This window comes from Saccharothrix sp. DSM 118769 (assembly GCF_052936295.1).
Map to the genome: position 1 here is coordinate 7,779,502 of NZ_CP193627.1, position 20,838 is coordinate 7,800,339.

The window sequence follows — 20,838 nt, forward strand, 5'->3', positions numbered from 1 at the left end:
CCTCACCCCCCGGTGGTGCCGACCGGCTCCGCCCGCCGCGCCGCCGCCACCCGCTCCGCCTCGCGGAACGCGCGCGGTGAGAGGCCGAGCCACGCCGTGACCAGGGCGGCGACCTGCACGACCGCCCCCATCAGCCACACGGCGCGCAGCCCGGAGCCCGACGCGACCAGGCCGCCGGCCAGCGCGCCCAGCGGGGTCAGGCCCCACGCCAGCGCCCGGTGGCTGGTCAGGACGCGCCCCAGCAGGCCGGGCGGGGTGAAGTGCTGGCGGCTCGACTGGGAGCACACGTTCCACACCATCACGACCGCCGACTGCCCGAACAGCACGACGCCGATCGCCCACGCCCACGGCGGCAGCAGCGCGATCAGCGCGGTGGACACCACCATGCCGAGCTGCGCGAGCCGCATCGACCACGCGTACCCCAGCCGGTCGACCACCCGGCTCACCACGAACGACGACGCCACCCACCCGACGGCGGTGCACGTCAGCAGCACGCCGTAGCCGACCGCGCCGACGTCCAGCACCTGGTAGGCGTACAGCACGAACATCGACGTCTCCGCGCTCGCCGCGAACGACCCGAGCGCCACGGACACGGTGATCGCCAGCAGCAGCCGCGTGCGGACGAGGTACCGCAGCCCCTCGGCGATGTCCCGCACCGGGTGGTGCCCGGACGGCGTCGCCGGCGCGGACCGCAGCCCGAGCACGACCACGGCCAGCGCGACGAGCGCCGCCGCGAGGGCGACCCACGCGGGCGCGCCCAGCGCCACCCCGACGAGCAGGCCGGCGGCGGGCGGCACGACGAACTGCACCACGCCCCGGTCGATGAGGATCAGCCGGGTGTTGGCCGCCGCCAGCCGGCCGGCGGGCACGACCTCGGGCACGAGCGCGCCGGACGCGCCGTCGCCCAGCACCTGCGCGGAGGTCACCACGAACGCCACGGCCAGCAGCAGCGGCAGGCCCAACCACCCCGCCAGGCCCGCCACCGCGAGCACGAGCGCCGCGCACGCCTGCACCGCGTACGCCGCCGCGAGCACCGAGCTGCGCCGCACCCGGTCGATCAGCACCCCCGCGAACAGCGAGAACAGCAGCCACGGCGACTGGCCCACGACGTTGACGAGCGACACCTCCCGCGGGTCGGTCGTGATGGTCACCGCGACGAGCGGCAACGCCGTCAGCATCAGCCCCTCGGCCACCGATCCGGACACCGCCGCGGCCTGGAGCCGCACCCACCCCCTGGTCATGGGGCCCACCCTGCCAACGCACACTGGCGCGGACCGACGTTTTAGCGTGGAGTGAACCCATGGCCCTCCGCTTCGCCGTCTCCCCCCTGTGGGAGACGGTCGCCGCGCTGCGCGTGCTGGCCGCGCCCGGCGCGTTCCCGGTGCACCGGCGCTGGTCGGAGTGGGCGGGCGGGGAGCTGGCGCGGCTCGGCGAGGACCCCTCGCTGCTCCGCTCCCTGGTGACCCGGCCGGTCGTGCCGGAGTTCCTGATCCCCACTCCGGGCGTGCGCTCGGTGGGCATCGACGTGGAGGTCGACGCGCTCGCCAGGGCCACGCCGGAGCGGATCGCGGCGGCCGTGGCCGACGACCCGAGGGTGCTCGAACCGGGTGCGCTGCCCGCCGTGCAGCGCCGGGTGCGGGAGGTGCACGACGCGATCATCGCGCCGGTGTGGCCGCGGCTGGAGGGCGTGCTCCAGGGTGACGTGGAGCGGCGCGGCAGGCGGCTGGTCGAGGCGGGCGGCCCGACCGTGCTGGCCGAGCTCCACCCGGAGGTGTCGTTCCGCAACCCGGTGCTCACCGTCCACGGCAGCGCGGTGGCGATCGGCGAGCGCGACCTGGTGCTGGTGCCGTCGGCGTTCACCTGGCCGCACGCCTACCTGCGGGACAGCCCGGTGCGGCTGGCGCTGTGCTACCCGGCGCACGGCTTCGGCTCGCTGTGGGAGCGGGCCGCGCCGGCGCGCGACGCGCTGGGCAGGCTGCTCGGCGCGACCCGGGCGCGGCTGCTGTGCGAGCTGGAGAGCCCCCTGACGGTCACCGAGCTGGCGGCCCGGCTGGGCGTGACGGCGGGCGCGGTGTCGCAGCACCTGGGGGTGCTGCGGGCGGCGGGTCTCGCGGTGAGCCGCCGGGAGGGCCGCGAGGTCGTCTCGCTGCGCACCGGCCTCGGCCTGGCGCTGGTCCAGGGCCGGGCACCCTGACGGGGCAAGTACCCTGGAGGGGTGGGGGAAGTCCTGTCCGAGGCCGAGTGGACCGCGCGCCGCGACGCGCACGCGGCCCGCGTCCGGCGCTGGACGGTCCCGCACCACGAGCGCCGGGCCGAGGGGCGCAAGCACCCGGTCCTCGACTTCCTCTGGTCGTACTACTCGCACCGCCCGTCCCGGCTGGAGCGCTGGCACCCCGGTCCCGGCGTGGTCCTGGAGGGCGGCGCGGCGCGCGCCTACCTGCGGTGGCCGGTGTACCGGGAGACCGGTGACGGCGTGGAGCTGGACGTGGCGGCGTTCGCGCGGGAGCGGGCGGCCACGATCGCCTTCGCCCGCCGCCTGCTGACCGCGACGGCGTCCCGCGCGCCCCGGCTGGGCTGCTTCGGCTTGCACGAGTGGGCGATGGTGTACCGGCAGCGGCCCGACGAGGTGCGGCACAACGCGTGGCCGCTGCGCCTGGGCGGCGAGGGCACCGACCGGGTGGTGGAGTCGCAGCGCGTGCAGTGCGGCCACTTCGACGCGTTCCGCTTCTTCACGCCCGCCGCGCGGCCCCTCAACGCGCTCCAGCCGACCCGCGAGTCCCAGCCGGAGCTGGAGCAGCCGGGCTGCCTGCACGCGAACATGGACCTGTTCAAGTGGGCCTACAAGCTCGACCCGGCGACCCCGTCGGAGCTGGTCGCGGACTGCTTCGCGCTGGCCGCGCGGGTGCGCGAGCTGGACATGCGGGCCAGCCCGTACGACCTGTCGGGGCTGGGCTACGAGCCGGTGGCGATCGAGACGGCCGAGGGCCGCGCCGAGTACGCGCGGCGGCAGGCGGCGTTCGCGGAGGAGGCGGCGCCGCTCAGGGCGGCGCTGATCGGGCTGACGGACGTGCTGGTCGCCGCGCCGACCGGTGCCCCGCTGCCCGAGCCCGTCACCGGCAGATGACGGGCCGTCACTTCACCCGCGCCGGGGATATCACCTGTTAGCGTGACGCCGGTCGGGATTCGCCAGCTGTGGTCGGATGCTGAGAGGGATGACGATGTCTCGACACCGCGCGCTGCGGACCAAGGTTCGGCGCGGCATAGCCACGTGGCCGGTCGCGATCGTCGGCCTGGTGGCCCTGGTGGTGCTCGGGTGGCTCGGCTACACCTGGGTCGGCGGTGTCGTGGAGCGCCGCGCCGCGGCCCAGGCGGGCGACTGCAACGAGGGCGAGGCGCTGCTGCGGGTCGCCGCCACGCCGAACGTCGCCGAGGCGGTCAAGCAGGTCGCCGAGGCGTGGAGCGCCCAGCGGCCCGTCGTCTACGACCACTGCATCCGCACCGAGGTGCAGTCGATCGACTCCGAGGTCGTGCTGGAGGGCCTCACCCAGGGCTGGGACGCGGCGGAGCTGGGCGAGCGCCCGCACGCGTGGGTCACCGACTCGACGCTGTGGGCCGACCGCCTGGGCGCGCAGGACGCCGCGCTGCTCGGCGCCGCGCCCGAGTCGATCGCGACGAGCCCGGTGCTGCTGGCGCTGCACGAGGACGCCGCGCAGGCGCTCCAGTCCGGTCCCGCGTTCCGGTGGACCGACCTGCCCGACCTGGCCGGCGCCGCCGACGGCTGGGGCCGGTTCGGCAAGCCCGAGTGGGGCCGGTTCTCGGTGGCCATGCCCGACCCGGCGACCAACGCGGCCACCGCGATGGCGGTGCAGTCGGCGCTGGCGGGCGCGAGCCCGGACGGCAAGGGCCCGGTCACCACGGAGATGCTGGCGCTGGACCCGGTGAGGTCGACGATGAGCCGGTTGGCCTCGTCCACGCCCGCCGAGACGCCCGCGGGCACGTGGGAGGCGCTGAACCTGCTGGCCGACGAGCAGGCCGTGAACGCGGTCGGGTACAGCGCGGTGCCGGTGTTCGAGGTGGACCTGTACCGGCACAACACGGGCAAGGACAACGGCGCGGCGCCGTTGAAGCCGCTGTACGGGGTGGCCGCGGGCGGTCCGACGCCGGTGGCGGACTTCCCGTTCGTGCCGCTGGCGGGCGACTGGGTCGGCGAGGCGCAGGTGCGCGCGGCGCAGGCGTTCCGCGAGTTCCTGCACGAGGACGCGCAGCAGGCCACCCTGGCGCGGGCCGGCCTGCGGGTGGGGTCCACGACCGAGCGGCCCAAGCCGTCGCCGGGCGTGCGGTGGGCGGCGGTCACCGAGGCGCTCACCCCCGCCGACGCCGGCACCACCCAGCAGATCTCGGCCGCGTGGGCGACCGCCGACGACGGCCAGGTCGTCACCGTGCTGGTGGACACGTCCAAGTCGATGGAGGAACCCGGCGGCGACGGCCGCAGCCGGGTGGACTGGGTCAGGCAGGCGCTGTCCGGGCAGGTCACCCGGTCGGTGTCGGGGTCGCTCGGGCTGTGGGAGTTCTCCGCCGGGCTCGACGGCGACAAGCCGTACCGGGAGCTGGTGCCCACCGGCGCGGTCGCCGGTCAGCGGCAGGCGCTGCTGGACGGCGTGGCCCGCTTGCGGCCGCAGAGCGCGACGCAGCTGTACACGAGCCTGCTGGCGCTCTACGAGCAGCGGGTGCGCGACCACGAGGCGGGCAAGCTCAACCGGATCGTGGTCATCACGGACGGCGCGAACGACGGCGGGCTGTCGTTCGACGAGCTGACCGGCCGGCTGGCCGCCGCGAAGCAGCCGGGCAAGGACGTGTCGGTGAGCGTCATCGCGATCGGCCCGGACCCCGAGCGCGGCCCGCTGGGCGAACTGGCCCGTTCGACCGGCGGCACCCTGTCGGTGGTGGAGGACGGCCGCACCGTCGACGCCGCCCTGGGCCAGCTCCTGTCCACCACCTGACCGTCGAGCACCCGCCCGCCACCCGACCGCGCGCACCGGACCTGTCCCGCACGACGGCCTCCGCGGTCACTCCGCGGTTCCGGCGGTGTTCTCGACGGACGCGGTGCGGGCGCGCAGGTCGGCGAGGTCCGCCGCGGCGCGCTGCTGCGCGTCGAGGGTGCCCTCGGCCAGTTGCTCGTAGCGGTGCACGAGCCGGCGCAGGTCGTCGGCCCGGTCCGCGCCGATCTTCGCCTTGCGCACCTCGATGAGGCTGTTGAGCAGGAACAGCACGAGGACCAGGGCGAGGGACAGCACGCCGAGGGCGAGCACGGCGGCCGGCCAGGTCAGGGTGTCGGGGGTCATCGCGGGCGCTCCGGGTCGGTGGTCGGGGTGGCGGGCGCTGCCAGCGCCTCGACCGGCTCGTCACCGGTCGGACCCGTCATCGTGCTCCTTCACGTGCGAGGACTTCCTCGCACGTGAAACCGTAGCAAGACGCCATGGGTCCGTCATCGTCTTCCGGCCGCGCGGCCCGCGCGACCCGACCCGACGGCCGTTGTCCGGCGTTTGTCGTGCGTCGGCGCCGCCCGAAGCCGGACAACGCGCGAGGCGGTAGAACGGTAAGTGCCGGCAGGGGGGAAAGGCGCCGGCAGGGGGCGGGTGGGGGGATCGGGGGTTCGGTCCGATCCCCCCACCCGGAGAAGGGACCCGGGTCAGCCGCCGTAGGCGGAGACCGGCGGGCAGGAGCAGACCAGGTTGCGGTCGCCCTTGGCGCCGTCGATGCGGCGCACCGGGGGCCAGGTCTTCGGCGCGGCGCTGCCCGCGGGGAACACGGCGGTCTCCCGGCTGTACGGGTGGTCCCACTCCGCGGCGATGGAGGCGGCGGTGTGGGGCGCGTTGCGCAGCGGGTTGTCGTCGACCGGCCACTCGCCCGAGCCGACGCGGTCGATCTCGTGCCTGATCGCGATCATGGCGTCGATGAACCGGTCGATCTCGGCCAGGTCCTCGCTCTCGGTCGGCTCGACCATGAGGGTGCCGGCGACCGGGAACGACATGGTCGGCGCGTGCAGGCCGTAGTCGGCGAGGCGCTTGGCCACGTCGTCCACGGTCACGCCGGTCGCCTTCGTGATGGGCCGCAGGTCGAGGATGCACTCGTGGGCCACGAAGCCGCCCTCGCCGGTGTAGAGCACCGGGAAGTGCTCGTCCAGGCGACGCGCCACGTAGTTCGCGGCGGCCACGGCGGTCAGGGTCGCGCGGCGCAGGCCGTCGCCGCCCATCATCCGCACGTAGGCCCACGAGATGGGCAGGATCGACGCCGAGCCCCACGGGGCGCCGCTGATCGGCCCCACGCCGGTCGCCGGGCCCGCGGTGGGCTGGAGCGGGTGGTTCGGCAGGAACGGCGCGAGGTGCGAGCGCACGCCGATCGGGCCGACGCCGGGACCGCCGCCGCCGTGCGGGATGCAGAACGTCTTGTGCAGGTTCAGGTGCGACACGTCCGACCCGAACTTGCCGTACTGGGCGAGGCCGATGAGCGCGTTGAGGTTCGCGCCGTCGACGTACACCTGGCCGCCCGCGTCGTGCACCAGCCCGCACACCTCGCGCACGGTGTCCTCGTACACGCCGTGCGTCGACGGGTAGGTGATCATGATGGCGGCGAGGTCGTCGCGGTGCGCCTCGACCGTCGACCTCAGGTGGTCGAGGTCCACGTTGCCGCGCTCGTCGCACTTCACGACCACGACGCGCATCCCGGCCATGACGGCGGACGCGGCGTTGGTGCCGTGCGCGCTGGACGGGATGAGGCACACGTCGCGGTGCGCGTTCCCGTTCGCGCGGTGGTAGGCGCGGATCGCGAGCAGGCCCGCGAACTCGCCCTGGCTGCCCGCGTTCGGCTGGAGCGACACCGCGTCGTACCCGGTGACCTCGGCCAGCCACCGCTCCAGGTCGGAGACGATGGAGAGCAGGCCGGCGGCGTCCTCGACGGGCGCGAACGGGTGCAGCTCGGCGAACTCGGGCCAGGTGACGGGTTCCATCTCGGCCGTGGCGTTGAGCTTCATCGTGCACGACCCGAGCGGGATCATGCTGCGGTCGAGCGCGACGTCCTTGTCCGACAGCGACCGCAGGTAGCGCAGCAGCGCGGTCTCCGAGCGGTGCGAGTGGAACACCGGGTGGGTCAGGTAGTCGGTGGTGCGGCGCAGGTCGGCGGGGATGCCGTCGGCGGTGTCGGCGTCCAGGGCGTCCACGTCGGGGACGGTCACGCCGAACGCCCGCCACACCAGGTGCAGGTGCTCGCGGGTGGTGGTCTCGTCGCACGCGATCGACACGACGTCCTCGTCGACCCGCCACAGGTTGACGCCCAGCTCGCGGGCGGCGGCGACGACCTCGGCCGCCCGGCCCTCCACGCGCGCCCGGACGGTGTCGAAGAACTCGCCGTGCACGACCTCGACGCCCGCCTCGCACAGCCCGGCGGCGAGCACCGTGGCCATCCGGTGCGCGCGGGTCGCGATGGCCTTCAGGCCCTCGGGGCCGTGGTAGACGGCGTACATGGAGGCCATGACGGCCAGCAGGACCTGCGCGGTGCAGATGTTGCTGGTGGCCTTCTCGCGGCGGATGTGCTGCTCGCGGGTCTGGAGCGCGAGGCGGTAGGCGAGCGAGCCGTCCGCGTCGACGGACACGCCGACGAGCCGGCCGGGCAGCTGCCGCTCCAGGCCCTGCCGGACGGCCATGTAGCCGGCGTGCGGCCCGCCGAACCCGACGGGCACGCCGAAGCGCTGGGTGGTGCCGACGACGACGTCCGCGCCGATCTCGCCGGGCGGGCGCAGCAGCGTCAGCGCCAGCAGGTCGGCGGCGACGACGGCCTGCGCGCCCGCCTTGTGCACCTCGGCGATCAGGGCCTCGTGGTCGCGGACCACGCCGGACGCGCCGGGGTAGGACAGCAGCACGCCGAAGAAGTCGCCGCCCAGGCCGAGGCCCTCCAGGCCCTGCGACAGGTCGGCGACGACGACCTCGATGCCCAGCGGCTCGGCGCGGGTCTCGATGACGGCGAGGGTCTGCGGCAGCGTGTCGGCGTCCACGACGAACCTGGCGGACTTGGACCTGCCCGCCCGGCGCACGAGCGTCATGCCCTCGGCGGCGGCGGTGGACTCGTCCAGCATGGACGCGTTGGCCAGCGGCAGGCCGGTGAGGTCGCCGACCACCGTCTGGAAGTTGAGGAGGGCTTCGAGGCGGCCCTGGGAGATCTCGGGCTGGTACGGCGTGTACGCGGTGTACCAGGCGGGGCTCTCCAGCACGTTGCGGCGGATCACCGGCGGGGTGGTCGTGCCGTAGTAGCCGAGGCCGATCATCTGCGTCATCGGCCGGTTGCGGGAGGCCAGCGCGCGCAGCTCGGCCAGCGCCTCGGTCTCGGTGGCGGGCGCGGGCAGGTCCAGCACCAGGTCGCGCTCGCGGATCGAGTCGGGCACGGCGCGCTGCGCCAGTTCCTCCAGGGAGCCGACGCCGATGACGTCGAGGATGCGGGCCAGCTCGGCGGGCCGCGGGCCCACGTGCCGGTCGGCGAACGGGGTGCCGTGCTCGAGAGCGGCGAGGGGGATGCGGTCCTGCGTCATAAAGGCGCCTCCAGGGCTACGGGCACACTCCGGCCGTTGCCCTCCCCCTCTGTCTTCTGCCCGGCGCCGGGCGCCTGAGAGCTTCACCCGGACTGCTCGACCGGGCTTGCACCGTCGGCGGGGTCGGTTGCCCGACCCGCTTTCCAGAGGCGTCTCACCCGCGCGGTCCTTGCGCCTGAGAGGTTCCGGGGAGGATTTGCTCCTTCGGCGCCGAGACTGGCTCGGACTCTCCCGCACGGGATAAAGCGACTGCTCGCGAATCGTACCCGGCGGGGGTGCCGCCGGTACCGCCGGCGCGACGTGGATCTCACCGGTTTGCCCGCCGCGGAGGTGGGTACCCGCGCACCGCTACCCGTGGGCCCGCCGCGGGCCGAGTCGTCGTCGGTTGTCGACCGCCGGTCGCCCGCGGTCGGCGGTCCGGGTGCGCGGGGGGGCTCAGCCGATGGCGCGGGTGCGGCGGCGGCGGGACAGCTCGTCGTCGGACGGCCCCACGACCTCGGCGCCGTCGGCCCGTTCGGCGGGGAACTCGTGGATCGTGCCGCTGATCTCCCGCATGGCGCCGCTGACCGCGATGCCGAACACGCCCTGACCGCCCTGGAGCAGGTCGACGACCTCCTCGGGCGAGGTGCACTCGTAGACCGTGGTGCCGTCGCTGAACAACGTGATCCGGGCCAGGTCCTGCACGCCGCGGCGGCGCAGGTGGTCGACCGCGACCCGGATGTTCTGGAGCGAGACGCCGGTGTCCAGGAGCCTTTTGACGACCTTCAGGACGAGGATGTCCTTGAACGAGTAGAGCCGCTGGCTGCCGGAGCCGTGCGCACTCCTTATGGTCGGGTTGACCAGCTCCGTGCGTGCCCAGTAGTCGAGCTGGCGGTAGGTGATTCCCGCGATCTGGCACGCGGCGGGGCCGCGGTACCCGACGAGTTCGTCCGGCAGCGAGGAGTCCGGGAACAGTTCACCCTGTTCTCCGGTTCCCGCCCGGATGGGCGCTTCCTCGACCACGCCTGCCTCCCCTCGGTCCGGTCACGACGACCGGCGACCAACGTGAAGCCGCCCCGGTGCCCGAATCACACCGTGGCAATTCACCTGAGCTCGACGGTAAGACCGCCTAGGGGGCAGGTCAACGCGACGCGCTGAGCGTGTCTTGTCTCAAGCTGAGGTTGAGGTTGAGAGATACCCTCGTCGTAAGCCATTTGGGTGACGTTTAGTGATCGTTTAGCTGAAGAACGCTGACGTTGTGTAATCCGAAGGTGTGACACCAGGGGGTGGCACGGAGGGTTGATCCACAACTCACCGCACACGCCTGCGAGGGGCCCGTCCCGGCGCGGGGCCGGCGGCGCGGCCCCTCGCAGGTGTCACCGGTGGGGTAAACGCGGACAGCCGGTCGCGGGGGCGGCGGTGAGCGCGGAACCCGGTGCCGTGCCGGCGGCGCGGCGCGGTGCGGCTCGGTGCGGGCGCCCCGGACAGCACCAAGACCGGATGAGCACCACCACGGCTGCGGCCAACGCGGTCACGGCCACCACCGCCGAACCAGGCGCCACCGCCGAACCGGCCACCACCGCCGAACCGGGCACCACCAAGCCGTGCCCGACACCGGCGAAGCAGTTGTCCACAGGCAGCGGATCGGTCATCGCGCGGCGTCGGTGACAGCCGGCAAAATCAAAGCAGGGGTCCCCTCGGCGGGGACCCCTGCGAAGCGTTCCGAGCGGTTGTTCGACGATTCCCACGGCACCGCGACCGCGTTCCCCCGCCCACCGGCGACGGGCATTCGACCGGTCACGCCACCGGCACGGCGACCGCGCCGCCCGCGGCACCGGGAGAACGCCCCGGAAACGCGAAACCGGACGTCACCGCGGCCGTCCGGCAGCTCCACCGCTCCGCGCGCCAGAACCGCCGGAGCGGCCCGCGCGACGGGTCGACCTAGGTGTCCGCGCCCCGGAAGTCCTCGGGCGAGATCGAGTCCAGGAACTCCCGGAACTTCTCGACCTCGTCCTCCTGCTCGTCCGGGATGATCAACCCGGCCTCCGCGAGCACGGACTCCTCCGCGTGGATCGGCACGCCGATCCGCAGCGCGAGCGCCACCGAGTCGCTGGGCCGGGCGGAGACGCGCACGTCACCGTCGAACACCAGCTCGGCGAAGTAGGTGCCTTCCTGGAGGTCGGTGATCCGAACCTGTTCGAGCTGCCGACCGAGGGCGCCGATGACGTCCTTGAGCAGGTCGTGCGTCAACGGCCGGGCAGGCCGGACACCCTGCTGCTCCAGCGCGATCGCCGTGGCCTCGACCGATCCGATCCAGATCGGCAGGTACCGCTCACCCTCGGTTTCGCGCAGCAACAGGATCGGCTGGTTGGCGGGCAGTTCCACCCGCACACCGACGACGCGCATCTCGCTCATCGGGTCTCGCCTCCCTCAGCGCGCTGAAATTCTGGCGTCCCCGCTACCAACGAGAATGCCCCACGTACGGATTCGACGCTACCCGCCAAGCGGGCTCCGTGCGCAACGGCCCGACCGCTTCGCATCACGATGCGGACACGCGTTCACCTCGACGAAACACGGCCACCTGCGACGTCCCGCAATCCGGTCTTCACGAGGAGTGTGTGCAGCGTTACCGAAAGCGCGGTGACTTCGTCGGCACGGCCCTGCTGCGCGGCGGTCACGACGACGTCCGCCGCGCTCCGGAACGGGCGCAGCCGGCGCGCGTCCAGGCCGTGGTCGGCCAGGGCGCGCACGGTCGAGGCGATCTGCGCCGCGTCGGCGTCGTAGTGGCCGCCGGCGGTCGGCGTGACCAGGCCGTGCTGCTCCAGGTCGGCCAGCACGTCGGGGGCGACGCCGGTGCGCGCGAGCAGCTCGTCGCGGGTGAACCGGTGGTCGGGGGCCGCGGCACCGCGGTGCGGGCCCCCGTTCGCGGCGGCGGCGTCGGCGGCGTCCAACTGCTCCCTGATCACCTTCAGCGGCAGGTAGCGGTCGCGCTGGGCGGTCAGGACGTACCGCAGCCGCTCGACGTCGGCCGAACCGAACTGCCGGTACCCCGAGGCGGTGCGCGCCGGGCGGACCAACCCCTCCGCCTCCAGGAAGCGGATCTTGGAGATGGTGACGTCGGGGAAGTCGGCTCGGAGCAGCGCCAGCACGGCTCCGATGCCCAACCCCCCGCGTGGCCGCCCGGCCGTCACCGGACCCCCATCGTCAGGCCCCCTGGCCCCCGGCGCCCGGACCGGTCAGGAACACCAGGCGGAACTTGCCGATCTGCACCTCGTCGCCGTTGGCCAGGACGGCCTGGTCGACGGGCTCGCGGTTGACGTAGGTGCCGTTGAGGCTGCCCACGTCGATCACCACGAACTCGCCGCCCTCGCGGCGGAACTCGGCGTGCCGGCGGGACACCGTCACGTCGTCGAGGAAGATGTCGCTGTCGGGGTGCCGACCGGCGCTCGTCGTGTCGCGGTCCAGCAGGAACCTGGAACCCGCGTTCGGGCCGCGCTTGACCACCAGCAGGGCGGACCCGGCGGGCAGCGCGTCGACGCCGGCGACGGCCGGCTCCTGGGCGGGCGCTTCGGCGCCCTCGACCTCGGCGAGGAAGTCGGCCCGGAAAACGGAGGTCCGCTCCGGGGACTGCTCCGGCGGAACGCCTGGCCCGTCGTTCGTGCTCACCTGAGCTCTCCTCCTGCTGCTGGAAGCGTCGAGTTCGTTAGAACCTACCGTGCCCGAACCCGTGTCTGAGGAGCGGCTCCCCCACCGACCGAAGAGCCGCCGGAAGATCGACGTCACTCCGATGCCGCCAGCTCCTGGTAGGCGGACGCGTCGAGCAGGTCGTCGACCGCCGCCGGGTCCTCCAGGCGGAGCTCCACCATCCACCCCTCGCCGTACGGGTCGGAGTTCACCAGGTCGGGCTGCTGGTCCAGGGAGTCGTTGCGCGTGATGACCTCGCCGGCCAGCGGCGCGTAGATGTCCGACACGCTCTTGGTCGACTCGACCTCGCCGAGGGTCTGGCCCGCGCCGACCTGTTCGCCGAGCTCGGGGAGCTGCACGAACACGACGTCGCCGAGCTGCTCCTGGGCGTAGTCGGTGATGCCGACGCGCACGGTGTCGTCACCGGTGCGCAGCACCCACTCATGTTCCTCGGTGTACTTGAGCTCCTCGGGAATCACCGCGGCGCGCTCCTTCAAGACGGTGGATCTTCGGTGCCGGATCTTCCCACGTCGCGTTCAGACCGGCGCGACCCCCGGCCGTCGGCGCAGCGCGAGGGTGAACTGGTAGACGTACAGGGCCCCCGACCACAGGTACAGGGCGCCGCCCCACGCCATGAACGCGATGGCGATGGGCAGGGCGATCCGGGCGGCCGTGGACGTGCCCTGGGCGAGCAGCAGCACGGGGAACGCGTAGAGCAGGTTGAACGTGGCCGCCTTGCCCAGGTAGTTGACGTCGAACGGCCCGTAGCCGCGGGCGCGCAGCACGGGCAGGCAGGCGCCGACGACGACCTCGCGGCCCACCAGGAGCACGACGAGCCACCACGGCACGATGTCGCGGACGACGAACGCGACGAGCGTGGCGAGGATGTAGAGGCGGTCGGCGGCGGGGTCGAGGAGCGTGCCGAGCCTGCTGGTCTGGTCCAGCCAGCGCGCGATCTTGCCGTCGAGCCAGTCCGACAGGCCCGCGGCGACGAGGACGACGACCGCCCAGCCGTCGGCGCGGGGGCCGAGCAGGAGGTAGAGGAAGAGGGGCACGCCGAGCAGCCGCAGCACGCTGAGCGCGTTGGGGATGGTCAGCAGCCGGTCGGCGGGGTCACGCGGCACGGCGTGGACTCTAGTGCCGGCGCGGACCCCGGTGCCGACGAACGTGCGCGGACGTCACTCCCCCGGCTGACCGCCCGGTCACGGGGCGGGCGGGTGACCGCCCGGCCGCGGGGCGGGCGGGTGACCGCCCGGCCGCGGGGCGGCGGGGGACCGCCGTCAGCGGTGGCGGGTGCGGGTCCAGCCGCGGCGCTGGAGCTCGTCGCCGCTGAGCGCCTGGGGGCGGCCGCGGTCGTCGACGCCCACCCAGCGGGCCCGGAAACCTTCGAGCACGTAGGCGTGGCCCTTGCTCCAGACCACGCTGCACGGGGCGGTGGGCAGCGGTCCCGCGCCGTGCGAACCGGCGCGCGCCGCCCTCTGCTTGGCGGGCTCGGACTCGGTTTCCGTGCTGGTGCTCATGTGAATTCCCTCCACCGGGGTTGTCGTCCGCGACTCTCGCGGTGTTATCCCCGTCACCGGGATTCTGCGCGACGGCGGCGCGACCGGCAGCCGGTTCCGGTGGTGTCTCGCCCACCGGGCGGTTCGGGTCGCCGAGTTGCGCTGAACCCTTCCCCCGAGGTGTAGCCGGCGGGTCCACCGCCAAACCGTTCACCGTCCGTCACCCACCGCACACCGGAATGCGCACTACACTGGTGCCGATAAGCCGCTGCCTGCGCGCTTGTGGTGTCCGTGCGGGCTCCGTACGGTGGTGGCGCAGCGGTTGAGCCAACAGCCGCGCCGGGGAGTCCGGCCCGCTGACGTGAGCGTCACGCTGCTCTTCCGCCCTGCGCGCGGAGCGCCCCCGGGCTCCCACCCAGCTGTTCCAGGTGAAGAAGGAGACCCTCGTGACGGTTCAGGACCCGAACGTCGTGGCGACGAGCGGAGCCGAGTCCGCCGCGTCCAGCAGCCCGCGCGCCGGGCAGGTCGGGCTCACCGTCCGGCCGGCCGGCGGCGGTGCCACCGTGGTCGGCGTGAGCGGGGAGATCGACATGCTCACCGCGCCGCAGCTGCGCGCGGAGGTGCTGCGGCACCTCGACACCAGCACCGCGCTGGTGCTCGACCTGTCCCGGGTGAGCTTCCTGGGTTCCGCCGGCCTGGCGGTCCTGGTCGAGGCGGCGCAGCAGGGCAAGCGCAGGGGCGCGGCGTTCCGCGTCGTCGCCGTCGCGCGCGCCGTGACCCGCCCGCTGGCCGCCACCGGCCTGGGCGAGGTGTTCAGCGTGTTCGAGTCGGTCGAGCAGGCGCTGGGGGCCGACGAACCCCGGTGACGAGCCCCCGCGACCCGGAAGACCCGCAAGACCTAGGGGTGCGGCACGACGTCCACCACCTGGTCCACGCCCGCCGCGATGAGAGCGCGGCGGGCGTGGCCGTCTTCGGGCGCGCGCACGACCACCCGGTTGCCCGCCGCCGCGGCGGCCTCGGCGACCGGGCGCAGGCTGCGGATCAGGCCCTCGGCGCGCCGGCCCAGGTCGCGCAGGTCCACGACCACGGGCACGGTGCCGCCGCGCGCGGCGGCCAGGATGCGGCGACGCACGGCGGGCGCGAACTGGGCGGGCACGTCCCCCCGCACCACCACCTCCACCCAGCCCTCGCGCTCGGTGACGACCACCGGTTCGCGCGGGGCCGAGGTGAACGTGCCGCGCGGGGTGCGCCGGGCGGCGAGGACGAGGGTCACGGTCGTGCCGGTCGGTTGGCGGTCGATCAGCACGTCGTCGACGTTCTCGTGCATCAGCAGCAGTCCCCGGCCGCGCGTGGTGAGGGCGGCGGGCGGCACGCGCCACGTGCCGTAGTCCGTGACCACGACGCGTACGCTGCCGTCAGGCCGCGCGTCGGCGTCGATGTGCACGACCCCGTCGTCACCGTGCGGGTAGGCGTGCTCCACGGCGTTGCTGGCGGCCTCGTTCACCGCGATGAGCAGGTCGTACCGGTCGTCCTCGGTGAGGCCGGAGGCGGCGAGCCAGCCGTCGAGGCCGGCACGGACCGCCGCGAGCCGGCCCGGCTGCGCCGGGAACTCCACTCCCCAGTGGTGGTCCGCGAGTTGATCCGTCAAAGGCCCTCCCCGTTGCACCTGTCAGTCTTCCCTGCCCGCGTGTCCGCTACACGTGTGAGCGACGATCAGTTCGGGTATCGATAGCGTCAGCACCACAACGAGACAGAACGGACGACGAGGTGAGCGTGTCGCACACTGAGCCGCAGAGCGGCGAGTCGGAAAGCGCCCTGGCCGGGGTTGAGCTGCGGATGGCGGCTGAGCCTACGCAGTTGTCGATCGTCCGGGCGGTGGCCGCCGACATCGCCATGCGCCAGGACTTCGACCTGGACTCCATCGAGGACCTGAAGCTGGCGGTGGACGAGGCGTGCTCCACCCTCATCTCGCTGGCCACGCCGGGGGCGGTGCTGATCGCCCAGTTCGTCGTGGTCGACGGTTCCGTGCAGGTCTCCACGAAGGTGGGTTCGCAGAGGTCGACCCCGCCGGACCGGGACAGCTTCGGCTGGCGCGTCCTCAGCGCGCTGGTCGACTCCGTGACCACGTGGGTCGCGCCGCAGGCCGACGCGTACGAGGTGCACATCGACCTGGTCAAGCGGTCGCTGGGGACGGTGGATGCGTGACGGCGCCGGACGAGGGCAAGACCCGGTCGAGCACCCAGGGTGACTACGACCACCTCGCTCCGCTGTTCGTCCGGCTCGCCGCGACGCCCGCCGACGACCCGGCGAGGGAGCGGCTGCGCGACGAACTGGTGACCGAGCACCTGCCGGTGGCCAAGCACATCGCCCGCAGGTTCGGCCACCGGGGCGAGCCCTACGACGACCTGGTGCAGGTGGCCACCGTCGGCCTGATCAACGCGGTCGACCGGTTCGACCCGGAGCGCGGGAGCGACTTCCTGTCGTTCGCGGTGCCGACGATCATGGGCGAGGTCCGGAAGTACTTCCGGGACTCCAGCTGGTCGGTCCGCATGCCGCGGCGGCTCAAGGAGCTGCACCTGGCGATCAACGCGGGGTCGGCGAGGCTGTCCCAGGAGCTGGGGCGCGCGCCGACGCCGAGCGAGCTGGCGCAGCACCTCCAGCTCAGCCGCGAGGAGATCCACGAGGGCCTGGCGGCCGGCAACGCGTACCACTCGGCGTCGCTGGACGACCTGCTCGTGGCCGACGACAGCTCCATCTCGCTGGGGAGCACCCTCGGCGAGGAGGACCCGGAGCTGGAGGCGATCGAGCAGCGGGAGGCGTTGCACCCGTTGCTGGAGAAGCTGCCGGAGCGGGAGCGCAAGATCGTGGTCATGCGGTTCTTCGGGAACATGACGCAGACGCAGATCGCGCAGAAGGTCGGGATTTCGCAGATGCACGTGTCGCGGTTGTTGGCGAAGACGCTGCGGCAGCTGCGGGACGGTTTGACGGAGTAGGGCTCTCGCACTTCCCCGGCCCTTCGCGGAGGCCGCCCGACAGGACTTTCGTCGGGCGGCCTCCGCGTTGTGGCGCTACTGTCCGGTCGGCCGCAGTGGCCTTGTCCGCAGTGGCTTTGTCCGCGGTGGTCAGCGCTTGGGCCGACACGATTGGGTGAAGATGGGCGGGAAAGTGTACGTAAACGGCTTCTCGCTCATCGGTTGAACATGAGGAGACCCCGAGCGACCACCCCCCGACCCAGCCGGAAGCGCCGGTCGAGCCGCTGAGCCGAACCGCCGGCTGGGCCGAGCTGAGCCGAGCCGGCGGCCGACGCCGAGCCGCCGAGCCGAGCCGCCGGAGGTCCCGCCACCTCGGTCCCCGGCCCGGTCGCCTGGCCCGAGCGCCGGACGTGGGCGTGCCGGACGCGCGGAACCGGCCGCCGCGCAGGCGGTGTGCGGTGCGTGGTGCGTGGTTCGCGAGGACCCGAGGCCGGGTGGAGACGCCTGTGGACCCGCGAATGCGGGTGCGGGCTCGCGGTGCGGGGAAGAAGGAGACCCACGTGGCCGGGCTGCGCTGACCGGCGGTGGGATCGGACGGGGCACCCGGGGTGTGGAGGCGGTGGGCCTGTCCGCCGCGAGGGGGTGCGACGGACGGGCCTGGCCTGGGCCTGGTGCGCCCGGGAGGTGGCTCGGCGCTGCCTGGACGGTCGACTGCTGCTGCCGGGGCCACCGGGGTCGGGCCGGCGGTGGGGTCGGGCGTGGTGGCTCGGGGTGGAGCCTGGGGGGCTCTGGTGAGCCGGGAGCCCGGACGTGCCGCGCGGGGGTGTTGGGGGTGTGGGCCGAAGGGGCTGGGGTGCTCGGGGGTCTGCGGTGCTCCGGGGCCGTCGCCCCTCGGTCAGGCGGCGGTTCGGCGGCCCGCGGTTCGGCGGCCCGCGGTCAGGTGGCCCCCGGTCAGGCGGCGGTTCGGCGGCGGGCGGCGGCGATGATGCGGCGGCGCTCGTCCTCGCCCATGCCGCCCCAGACGCCGTAGGGCTCCTGGACCGCCAGGGCGTGCTCGCGGCACTTCAGGAGGACCGGGCAGTGGGCGCAGAGCTGCTTGGCCCTGTCCTCGCGGGCGGCTCGGGCGGAGCCGCGCTCGTTGTCCGGGTGGAAGAAGACTGCGCTGTCGCTGCCGCGGCACAGTCCTTCCTTCTGCCAGTCCCAGACGTCGGTGACGGGCTTCGGCAGGCGCGCGGTGCTGGTCATCGGTATGGACCCCCTTGCGGTGTTCTGGTGCTTGATCACGGCTTACCCGCTGTTCCGGGGAGGGCAAACGTGTCCTGCCCCATCGGATCAGGTGAGTTCGGACGCGGTGAGGACGGGAACGGTCGGCGGTGAGGACGGGACGGCTAGAGGGCCGGGGCCACTTCGGTGGACCAGAACTCGAAGAAGCTCTCCTGGTCCGGGCCGATCTGCGCCACGTACAGCTCGTCGTAGCCGGCCTCGGCGTACTTGCGCACGGTGTCCACGTACGGCTGGACGTCGGGGCCGGTGGGCAGGGCCGAGGCGACCATCTCCTCGGTGACCAGGGTCGACGCCTGCTCGAAGTGCTCGGGCGTGGGCAGCAGCTGGGCGAGTTCACCGGGCAGCTGCTCGTTGGGCCACAACCGGTAGGCGGTCTTGGCGCCCGCTTCGGCGGTCGGGGCGTGGCAGACCTTGAAGCCGGCCTGGGCCGGTTTGTCGCCTCCCCCGGACGAGCGGAACTCCGACACCAACGAGTCGTCGGGCATGGTGGAGCAGAAGCCGTCGCCGATGCGGCCGGCCACGCGGGCGGCGTGGGGGCCGAAGGCGGAGACGTAGACCGGTACGGGTGATTCGGGTCGGGTGTAGAGGCGGGCGTTCTCGACCGTGTAGTGGCGTCCGCGGTGGGTGACGGACTCGCCGGTCCACAGGGCGCGCATGACCTCGACGGCCTCTTCGAGCATCTCCAGGCGTTCGGGCGCGGACGGCCACGGCCCGCCGAGGATGTGCTCGTTCAACGCCTCCCCCGTGCCGACGCCGAGCGTGAACCCGCCCCGGCACTGGACGGCGGCGGTCGCGGCGGCCTGGGCGACCACGGCCGGGTGCAGGCGCACGGTGGGGCACGTGACGGCGGTGGTGATCGGGAGCGTCGTCGCCTCGGACAGCGCACCGATCACGGACCACACGAACGGGCTGTTCCCCTGCTCGGAGTTCCAGGGGTGGTAGTGGTCGGAGATCCAGAGCCGCTCGAAGCCCGCCTGCTCGGCCCACCGGGCCTGCTGGACGAGTTCGCGCGGACCGAACTCCTCGCACGAGAGGAAGTAACCCACGCTCACCATGGGCCCCGGTTACCCGCGAAAGTGCGGCTGAACCTCGGTGTTCGCGGCCTGCTCGACGATGTCCCACGACCGTGTCGGGAGCCCCGGCGGGCGTCGTGCCGGGTGTCGGGGTCAGAGGTCCAGCGGGAGGAGCAGCCGGCCGCCGAGGACGAGCGCGCCGATGGTGACGGCGGCGAACAGCAGCACCCAGACGAGGCCGGGGACGCCGGTGACGCGGGCGAGCTGGTCGGCGTCGGACTGGGGCGCGCGGCCCCGGGCGCGGCGGCGTTGCAGCTCCCCCACCGGGCGGACGCCGCCGAGCAGCAGGAACCAGGTGACGAACAGCGCGAACGCGGCCTGCCACTCGGCGGTGGCGTACCAGGAGACGGCGAACACGACGGCGCCGGTGACGACGACGGACAGCACGCCGAACGCGTTGCGGATCATCACCAGCATGGCGGCGAGCAGCACGACGGTCGCCCACAGCAGCGGCCTGACCTGGTCGGCGAGGACGAGGCCGGCGGCGCCGAGGCCGAGCAGGGACGGGGTGACGTACCCGGCGAAGTACATGAGGACGACGGCGACGCCGGTGGGCCGGCCGCGGGAGACGGTGACGCCGGAGGTGTCGGGGTTGAGCTTGATGCCCTCCAGCCTGCGGCCGGTGAGGACGGCGACGAGGGCGTGCCCGGCCTCGTGCGCGATGGTGATGGTGTGGCGGCTCCAGCGCCAGACGCCGGGGCCGGTCACCAGGACGAGGGCCAGCGCGGCGGGCGCCCACTTCGCGAATGCGGACATCACCGCCCAGCATGCCAGGCCGGGGCTTGACCTGGAGCGCGCTCCAGCACGCAGGCTGGTGGGCATGAGGAAGACGCGCATCGGTTCCCTTGAGGTCAGCGCCCTGAGCCTGGGCACGCTGCCGTTCGGGAAGTACGTGGACGAGGGGACGTCGTTCGCGATCATGGACCGCTTCGTCGAGGCGGGCGGGACGTTCCTGGACACGGCGAACAACTACGTGTTCTGGGACGGCGGCACGGGGGACGAGAGCGAGGAGGTGGTGGGCCGCTGGTTGGCGGCGCGCGGCAACCGGGACGAGGTGGTGGTGGCGACGAAGGTGGGCGCGCGGCCGCGGACGCCCGGCACGGGGTTGGAGAACGCGGAGGGCCTGGCCGGTGACGTGGTGCGATCGGCGGCGGAGGCGAGCCTGAAGCGGTTGGGCACGGACCGGATCGACCTCTACTACAGCCACGTCGAGGACCGCGCGGTGCCGCTGGAGGACACGTTGGGCGGGTTCGCGTCGCTGGTCGAGGCGGGCCGGGTGCGGGAGGTCGGGGCGAGCAACCACGCCACGTGGCGGTTGGAGCGGGCGCGGGCGGTGGCGCGGGCGAACGGCCTGCCGGTGTACGTGGCGGTGCAGCAGCGGTTCAGCTACCTGCGGCCGCGGCCGGGGGTGCGGCTGCCGGAGTCGGGGCACGTGCACATGACCGACGAGCTGTTCGACTACGCGGCGCACGAGGGGGACGTGGCGCTGGTGGCGTACTCGGCGCTGCTGTCGGGGGCCTACCGGGACAAGCCGCTGGGTGAGGCGTACGACCACCCGGGCACGGCGCGGGGGTTGGCGGTGCTGCGGGAGGTGGCCGGGGAGCTGGGGGCGACGGTCAACCAGGTGGTGCTGGCGTGGGTGCTGCACCGGGGGGTGGTGCCGCTGGTGGGCGCGAGTTCGGTGGCGCAGCTGGAGGAGTCGCTGGGGGCGCTGGACCTGGAGCTGGACGACGACCAGCTGGGGCGGCTCGCCGGGGCGGTCTGACGCC

At 73.5% G+C, this 20,838-nt stretch carries 22 protein-coding genes and 1 riboswitch; of the genes, 8 read left to right on the plus strand and 14 right to left on the minus strand.

Features of this window, described 5'->3' with window-relative positions:
- Positions 1-2: 2 nt before the first annotated feature.
- Complete coding sequence (locus tag ACRAKJ_RS32600; RefSeq protein WP_438923812.1) at positions 3-1,241, minus strand: MFS transporter; 1,239 nt, start codon at positions 1,239-1,241, stop codon at positions 3-5.
- Between the two features lie 59 nt (positions 1,242-1,300).
- Here ACRAKJ_RS32600 and ACRAKJ_RS32605 point away from each other — a divergent pair, with 59 nt between their 5' ends.
- The 3 genes from ACRAKJ_RS32605 (at position 1,301) to ACRAKJ_RS32615 (ending at position 5,000) form a co-directional block, all read left to right on the plus strand.
- Positions 1,301-2,194: an ArsR family transcriptional regulator gene (locus ACRAKJ_RS32605; protein WP_438923813.1), complete on the plus strand. Its 894-nt coding sequence runs from the start codon at positions 1,301-1,303 to the stop codon at positions 2,192-2,194.
- Positions 2,195-2,215: 21 nt separating this feature from the next.
- A complete protein-coding gene (locus ACRAKJ_RS32610; protein ID WP_438923814.1) occupies positions 2,216-3,124 on the plus strand; it encodes a 3-methyladenine DNA glycosylase in 909 nt (302 codons plus the stop codon).
- Positions 3,125-3,212: 88 nt separating this feature from the next.
- Positions 3,213-5,000 (plus strand): substrate-binding domain-containing protein, encoded by a 1,788-nt coding sequence (locus ACRAKJ_RS32615; protein ID WP_438923815.1) that lies wholly within the window; start codon positions 3,213-3,215, stop codon positions 4,998-5,000.
- Positions 5,001-5,066: 66 nt separating this feature from the next.
- Here the strand turns inward: ACRAKJ_RS32615 and ACRAKJ_RS32620 are convergent, their stop codons facing one another.
- The 3 genes from ACRAKJ_RS32620 to ACRAKJ_RS32630 form a co-directional block, all read right to left on the minus strand.
- Entirely contained in the window at positions 5,067-5,342 is a 276-nt protein-coding gene (locus ACRAKJ_RS32620; RefSeq protein WP_438923816.1) for a hypothetical protein, read from the minus strand.
- A gap of 347 nt (positions 5,343-5,689) precedes the next feature.
- On the minus strand, positions 5,690-8,578 hold the full coding sequence (gcvP, locus tag ACRAKJ_RS32625) for an aminomethyl-transferring glycine dehydrogenase (protein WP_438923817.1): 2,889 nt from the start codon (positions 8,576-8,578) through the stop codon (positions 5,690-5,692).
- Positions 8,579-8,731: 153 nt separating this feature from the next.
- Positions 8,732-8,822, minus strand: a riboswitch (glycine riboswitch).
- Between the two features lie 191 nt (positions 8,823-9,013).
- A complete protein-coding gene (locus ACRAKJ_RS32630) occupies positions 9,014-9,580 on the minus strand; it encodes a MerR family transcriptional regulator (RefSeq protein ID WP_438923818.1) in 567 nt (188 codons plus the stop codon).
- Between the two features lie 477 nt (positions 9,581-10,057).
- Between ACRAKJ_RS32630 and ACRAKJ_RS32635 the strand changes: the two genes are divergently transcribed.
- Positions 10,058-10,225, plus strand: coding sequence for a hypothetical protein (locus tag ACRAKJ_RS32635; protein ID WP_438923819.1), 168 nt, complete (start codon positions 10,058-10,060; stop codon positions 10,223-10,225).
- Positions 10,226-10,498: 273 nt separating this feature from the next.
- Here ACRAKJ_RS32635 and ACRAKJ_RS32640 read toward each other — a convergent pair whose 3' ends face one another.
- From ACRAKJ_RS32640 to ACRAKJ_RS32665, 6 genes are all read right to left on the minus strand, one after another.
- Positions 10,499-10,972: a bifunctional nuclease family protein gene (locus tag ACRAKJ_RS32640; protein ID WP_184667478.1), complete on the minus strand. Its 474-nt coding sequence runs from the start codon at positions 10,970-10,972 to the stop codon at positions 10,499-10,501.
- 143 nt (positions 10,973-11,115) lie between these two features.
- Positions 11,116-11,721 carry a transcriptional regulator FtsR gene (gene ftsR / locus ACRAKJ_RS32645; RefSeq protein ID WP_438923820.1) on the minus strand — a complete coding sequence of 202 codons (606 nt, stop codon included), beginning with the start codon at positions 11,719-11,721 and terminating at the stop codon, positions 11,116-11,118.
- A gap of 40 nt (positions 11,722-11,761) precedes the next feature.
- Positions 11,762-12,223 (minus strand): glycogen accumulation regulator GarA, encoded by a 462-nt coding sequence (garA, locus tag ACRAKJ_RS32650; protein WP_033427969.1) that lies wholly within the window; start codon positions 12,221-12,223, stop codon positions 11,762-11,764.
- Between the two features lie 113 nt (positions 12,224-12,336).
- The gene (gcvH, locus tag ACRAKJ_RS32655; protein WP_438923821.1) at positions 12,337-12,720 is read right to left on the minus strand and encodes a glycine cleavage system protein GcvH; all 384 of its coding nucleotides are present in this window, start codon (positions 12,718-12,720) and stop codon (positions 12,337-12,339) included.
- Between the two features lie 57 nt (positions 12,721-12,777).
- The gene (locus tag ACRAKJ_RS32660; RefSeq protein WP_438923822.1) at positions 12,778-13,365 is read right to left on the minus strand and encodes a CDP-alcohol phosphatidyltransferase family protein; all 588 of its coding nucleotides are present in this window, start codon (positions 13,363-13,365) and stop codon (positions 12,778-12,780) included.
- Between the two features lie 156 nt (positions 13,366-13,521).
- Positions 13,522-13,761 carry a hypothetical protein gene (locus ACRAKJ_RS32665; RefSeq protein WP_438923823.1) on the minus strand — a complete coding sequence of 80 codons (240 nt, stop codon included), beginning with the start codon at positions 13,759-13,761 and terminating at the stop codon, positions 13,522-13,524.
- Positions 13,762-14,186: 425 nt separating this feature from the next.
- Here ACRAKJ_RS32665 and ACRAKJ_RS32670 point away from each other — a divergent pair, with 425 nt between their 5' ends.
- Positions 14,187-14,606 (plus strand): anti-sigma factor antagonist, encoded by a 420-nt coding sequence (locus ACRAKJ_RS32670; protein ID WP_438923824.1) that lies wholly within the window; start codon positions 14,187-14,189, stop codon positions 14,604-14,606.
- A 32-nt stretch (positions 14,607-14,638) separates the two neighbouring features.
- On the opposite strand, the gene ACRAKJ_RS32675 is transcribed toward ACRAKJ_RS32670, so the two are convergent.
- On the minus strand, positions 14,639-15,388 hold the full coding sequence (locus ACRAKJ_RS32675) for an ATP-binding protein (protein ID WP_447008776.1): 750 nt from the start codon (positions 15,386-15,388) through the stop codon (positions 14,639-14,641).
- A gap of 125 nt (positions 15,389-15,513) precedes the next feature.
- On the opposite strand from ACRAKJ_RS32675, the gene ACRAKJ_RS32680 reads away from it, so the two are divergent.
- Both ACRAKJ_RS32680 and ACRAKJ_RS32685 read left to right on the plus strand, forming a co-directional pair.
- Positions 15,514-15,945, plus strand: coding sequence for an ATP-binding protein (locus ACRAKJ_RS32680; protein WP_438926897.1), 432 nt, complete (start codon positions 15,514-15,516; stop codon positions 15,943-15,945).
- The gene (locus ACRAKJ_RS32685; RefSeq protein ID WP_438926896.1) at positions 15,942-16,733 is read left to right on the plus strand and encodes a SigB/SigF/SigG family RNA polymerase sigma factor; all 792 of its coding nucleotides are present in this window, start codon (positions 15,942-15,944) and stop codon (positions 16,731-16,733) included. The genes ACRAKJ_RS32680 and ACRAKJ_RS32685 overlap by 4 nt, the downstream gene beginning before the upstream one ends.
- A gap of 930 nt (positions 16,734-17,663) precedes the next feature.
- Here the strand turns inward: ACRAKJ_RS32685 and ACRAKJ_RS32690 are convergent.
- The 3 genes from ACRAKJ_RS32690 to ACRAKJ_RS32700 all read right to left on the minus strand — a co-directional run bounded on the left by ACRAKJ_RS32690 (position 17,664) and on the right by ACRAKJ_RS32700 (position 19,825).
- The gene (locus ACRAKJ_RS32690) at positions 17,664-17,957 is read right to left on the minus strand and encodes a WhiB family transcriptional regulator (RefSeq protein WP_438926895.1); all 294 of its coding nucleotides are present in this window, start codon (positions 17,955-17,957) and stop codon (positions 17,664-17,666) included.
- 143 nt (positions 17,958-18,100) lie between these two features.
- Positions 18,101-19,051, minus strand: a complete 951-nt coding sequence (locus tag ACRAKJ_RS32695; protein ID WP_438926894.1) for a TIGR03557 family F420-dependent LLM class oxidoreductase — start codon at positions 19,049-19,051, stop codon at positions 18,101-18,103.
- A 111-nt stretch (positions 19,052-19,162) separates the two neighbouring features.
- A complete protein-coding gene (locus ACRAKJ_RS32700; RefSeq protein ID WP_438926893.1) occupies positions 19,163-19,825 on the minus strand; it encodes a M50 family metallopeptidase in 663 nt (220 codons plus the stop codon).
- Between the two features lie 64 nt (positions 19,826-19,889).
- On the opposite strand from ACRAKJ_RS32700, the gene ACRAKJ_RS32705 reads away from it, so the two are divergent.
- A complete protein-coding gene (locus ACRAKJ_RS32705) occupies positions 19,890-20,834 on the plus strand; it encodes an aldo/keto reductase (protein WP_438926892.1) in 945 nt (314 codons plus the stop codon).
- The last annotated feature ends 4 nt before the right edge of the window (positions 20,835-20,838 follow it).

Coding starts and splice junctions, on each gene's coding strand:
- ACRAKJ_RS32665 (WP_438923823.1), bottom strand. CDS start 13,761: ATGAGCACCAGCACGGAAACCGAGTCCGAGCCCGCCAAGCAGAGGGCG.
- ACRAKJ_RS32640 (WP_184667478.1), bottom strand. CDS start 10,972: ATGAGCGAGATGCGCGTCGTCGGTGTGCGGGTGGAACTGCCCGCCAAC.
- ACRAKJ_RS32620 (WP_438923816.1), bottom strand. CDS start 5,342: ATGACCCCCGACACCCTGACCTGGCCGGCCGCCGTGCTCGCCCTCGGC.
- ACRAKJ_RS32600 (WP_438923812.1), bottom strand. CDS start 1,241: ATGACCAGGGGGTGGGTGCGGCTCCAGGCCGCGGCGGTGTCCGGATCG.
- ACRAKJ_RS32635 (WP_438923819.1), top strand. CDS start 10,058: ATGAGCACCACCACGGCTGCGGCCAACGCGGTCACGGCCACCACCGCC.
- ACRAKJ_RS32605 (WP_438923813.1), top strand. CDS start 1,301: ATGGCCCTCCGCTTCGCCGTCTCCCCCCTGTGGGAGACGGTCGCCGCG.
- gcvP (WP_438923817.1), bottom strand. CDS start 8,578: ATGACGCAGGACCGCATCCCCCTCGCCGCTCTCGAGCACGGCACCCCG.
- ACRAKJ_RS32615 (WP_438923815.1), top strand. CDS start 3,213: ATGACGATGTCTCGACACCGCGCGCTGCGGACCAAGGTTCGGCGCGGC.
- ACRAKJ_RS32695 (WP_438926894.1), bottom strand. CDS start 19,051: ATGGTGAGCGTGGGTTACTTCCTCTCGTGCGAGGAGTTCGGTCCGCGC.
- ACRAKJ_RS32700 (WP_438926893.1), bottom strand. CDS start 19,825: ATGTCCGCATTCGCGAAGTGGGCGCCCGCCGCGCTGGCCCTCGTCCTG.
- ACRAKJ_RS32690 (WP_438926895.1), bottom strand. CDS start 17,957: ATGACCAGCACCGCGCGCCTGCCGAAGCCCGTCACCGACGTCTGGGAC.
- ACRAKJ_RS32705 (WP_438926892.1), top strand. CDS start 19,890: ATGAGGAAGACGCGCATCGGTTCCCTTGAGGTCAGCGCCCTGAGCCTG.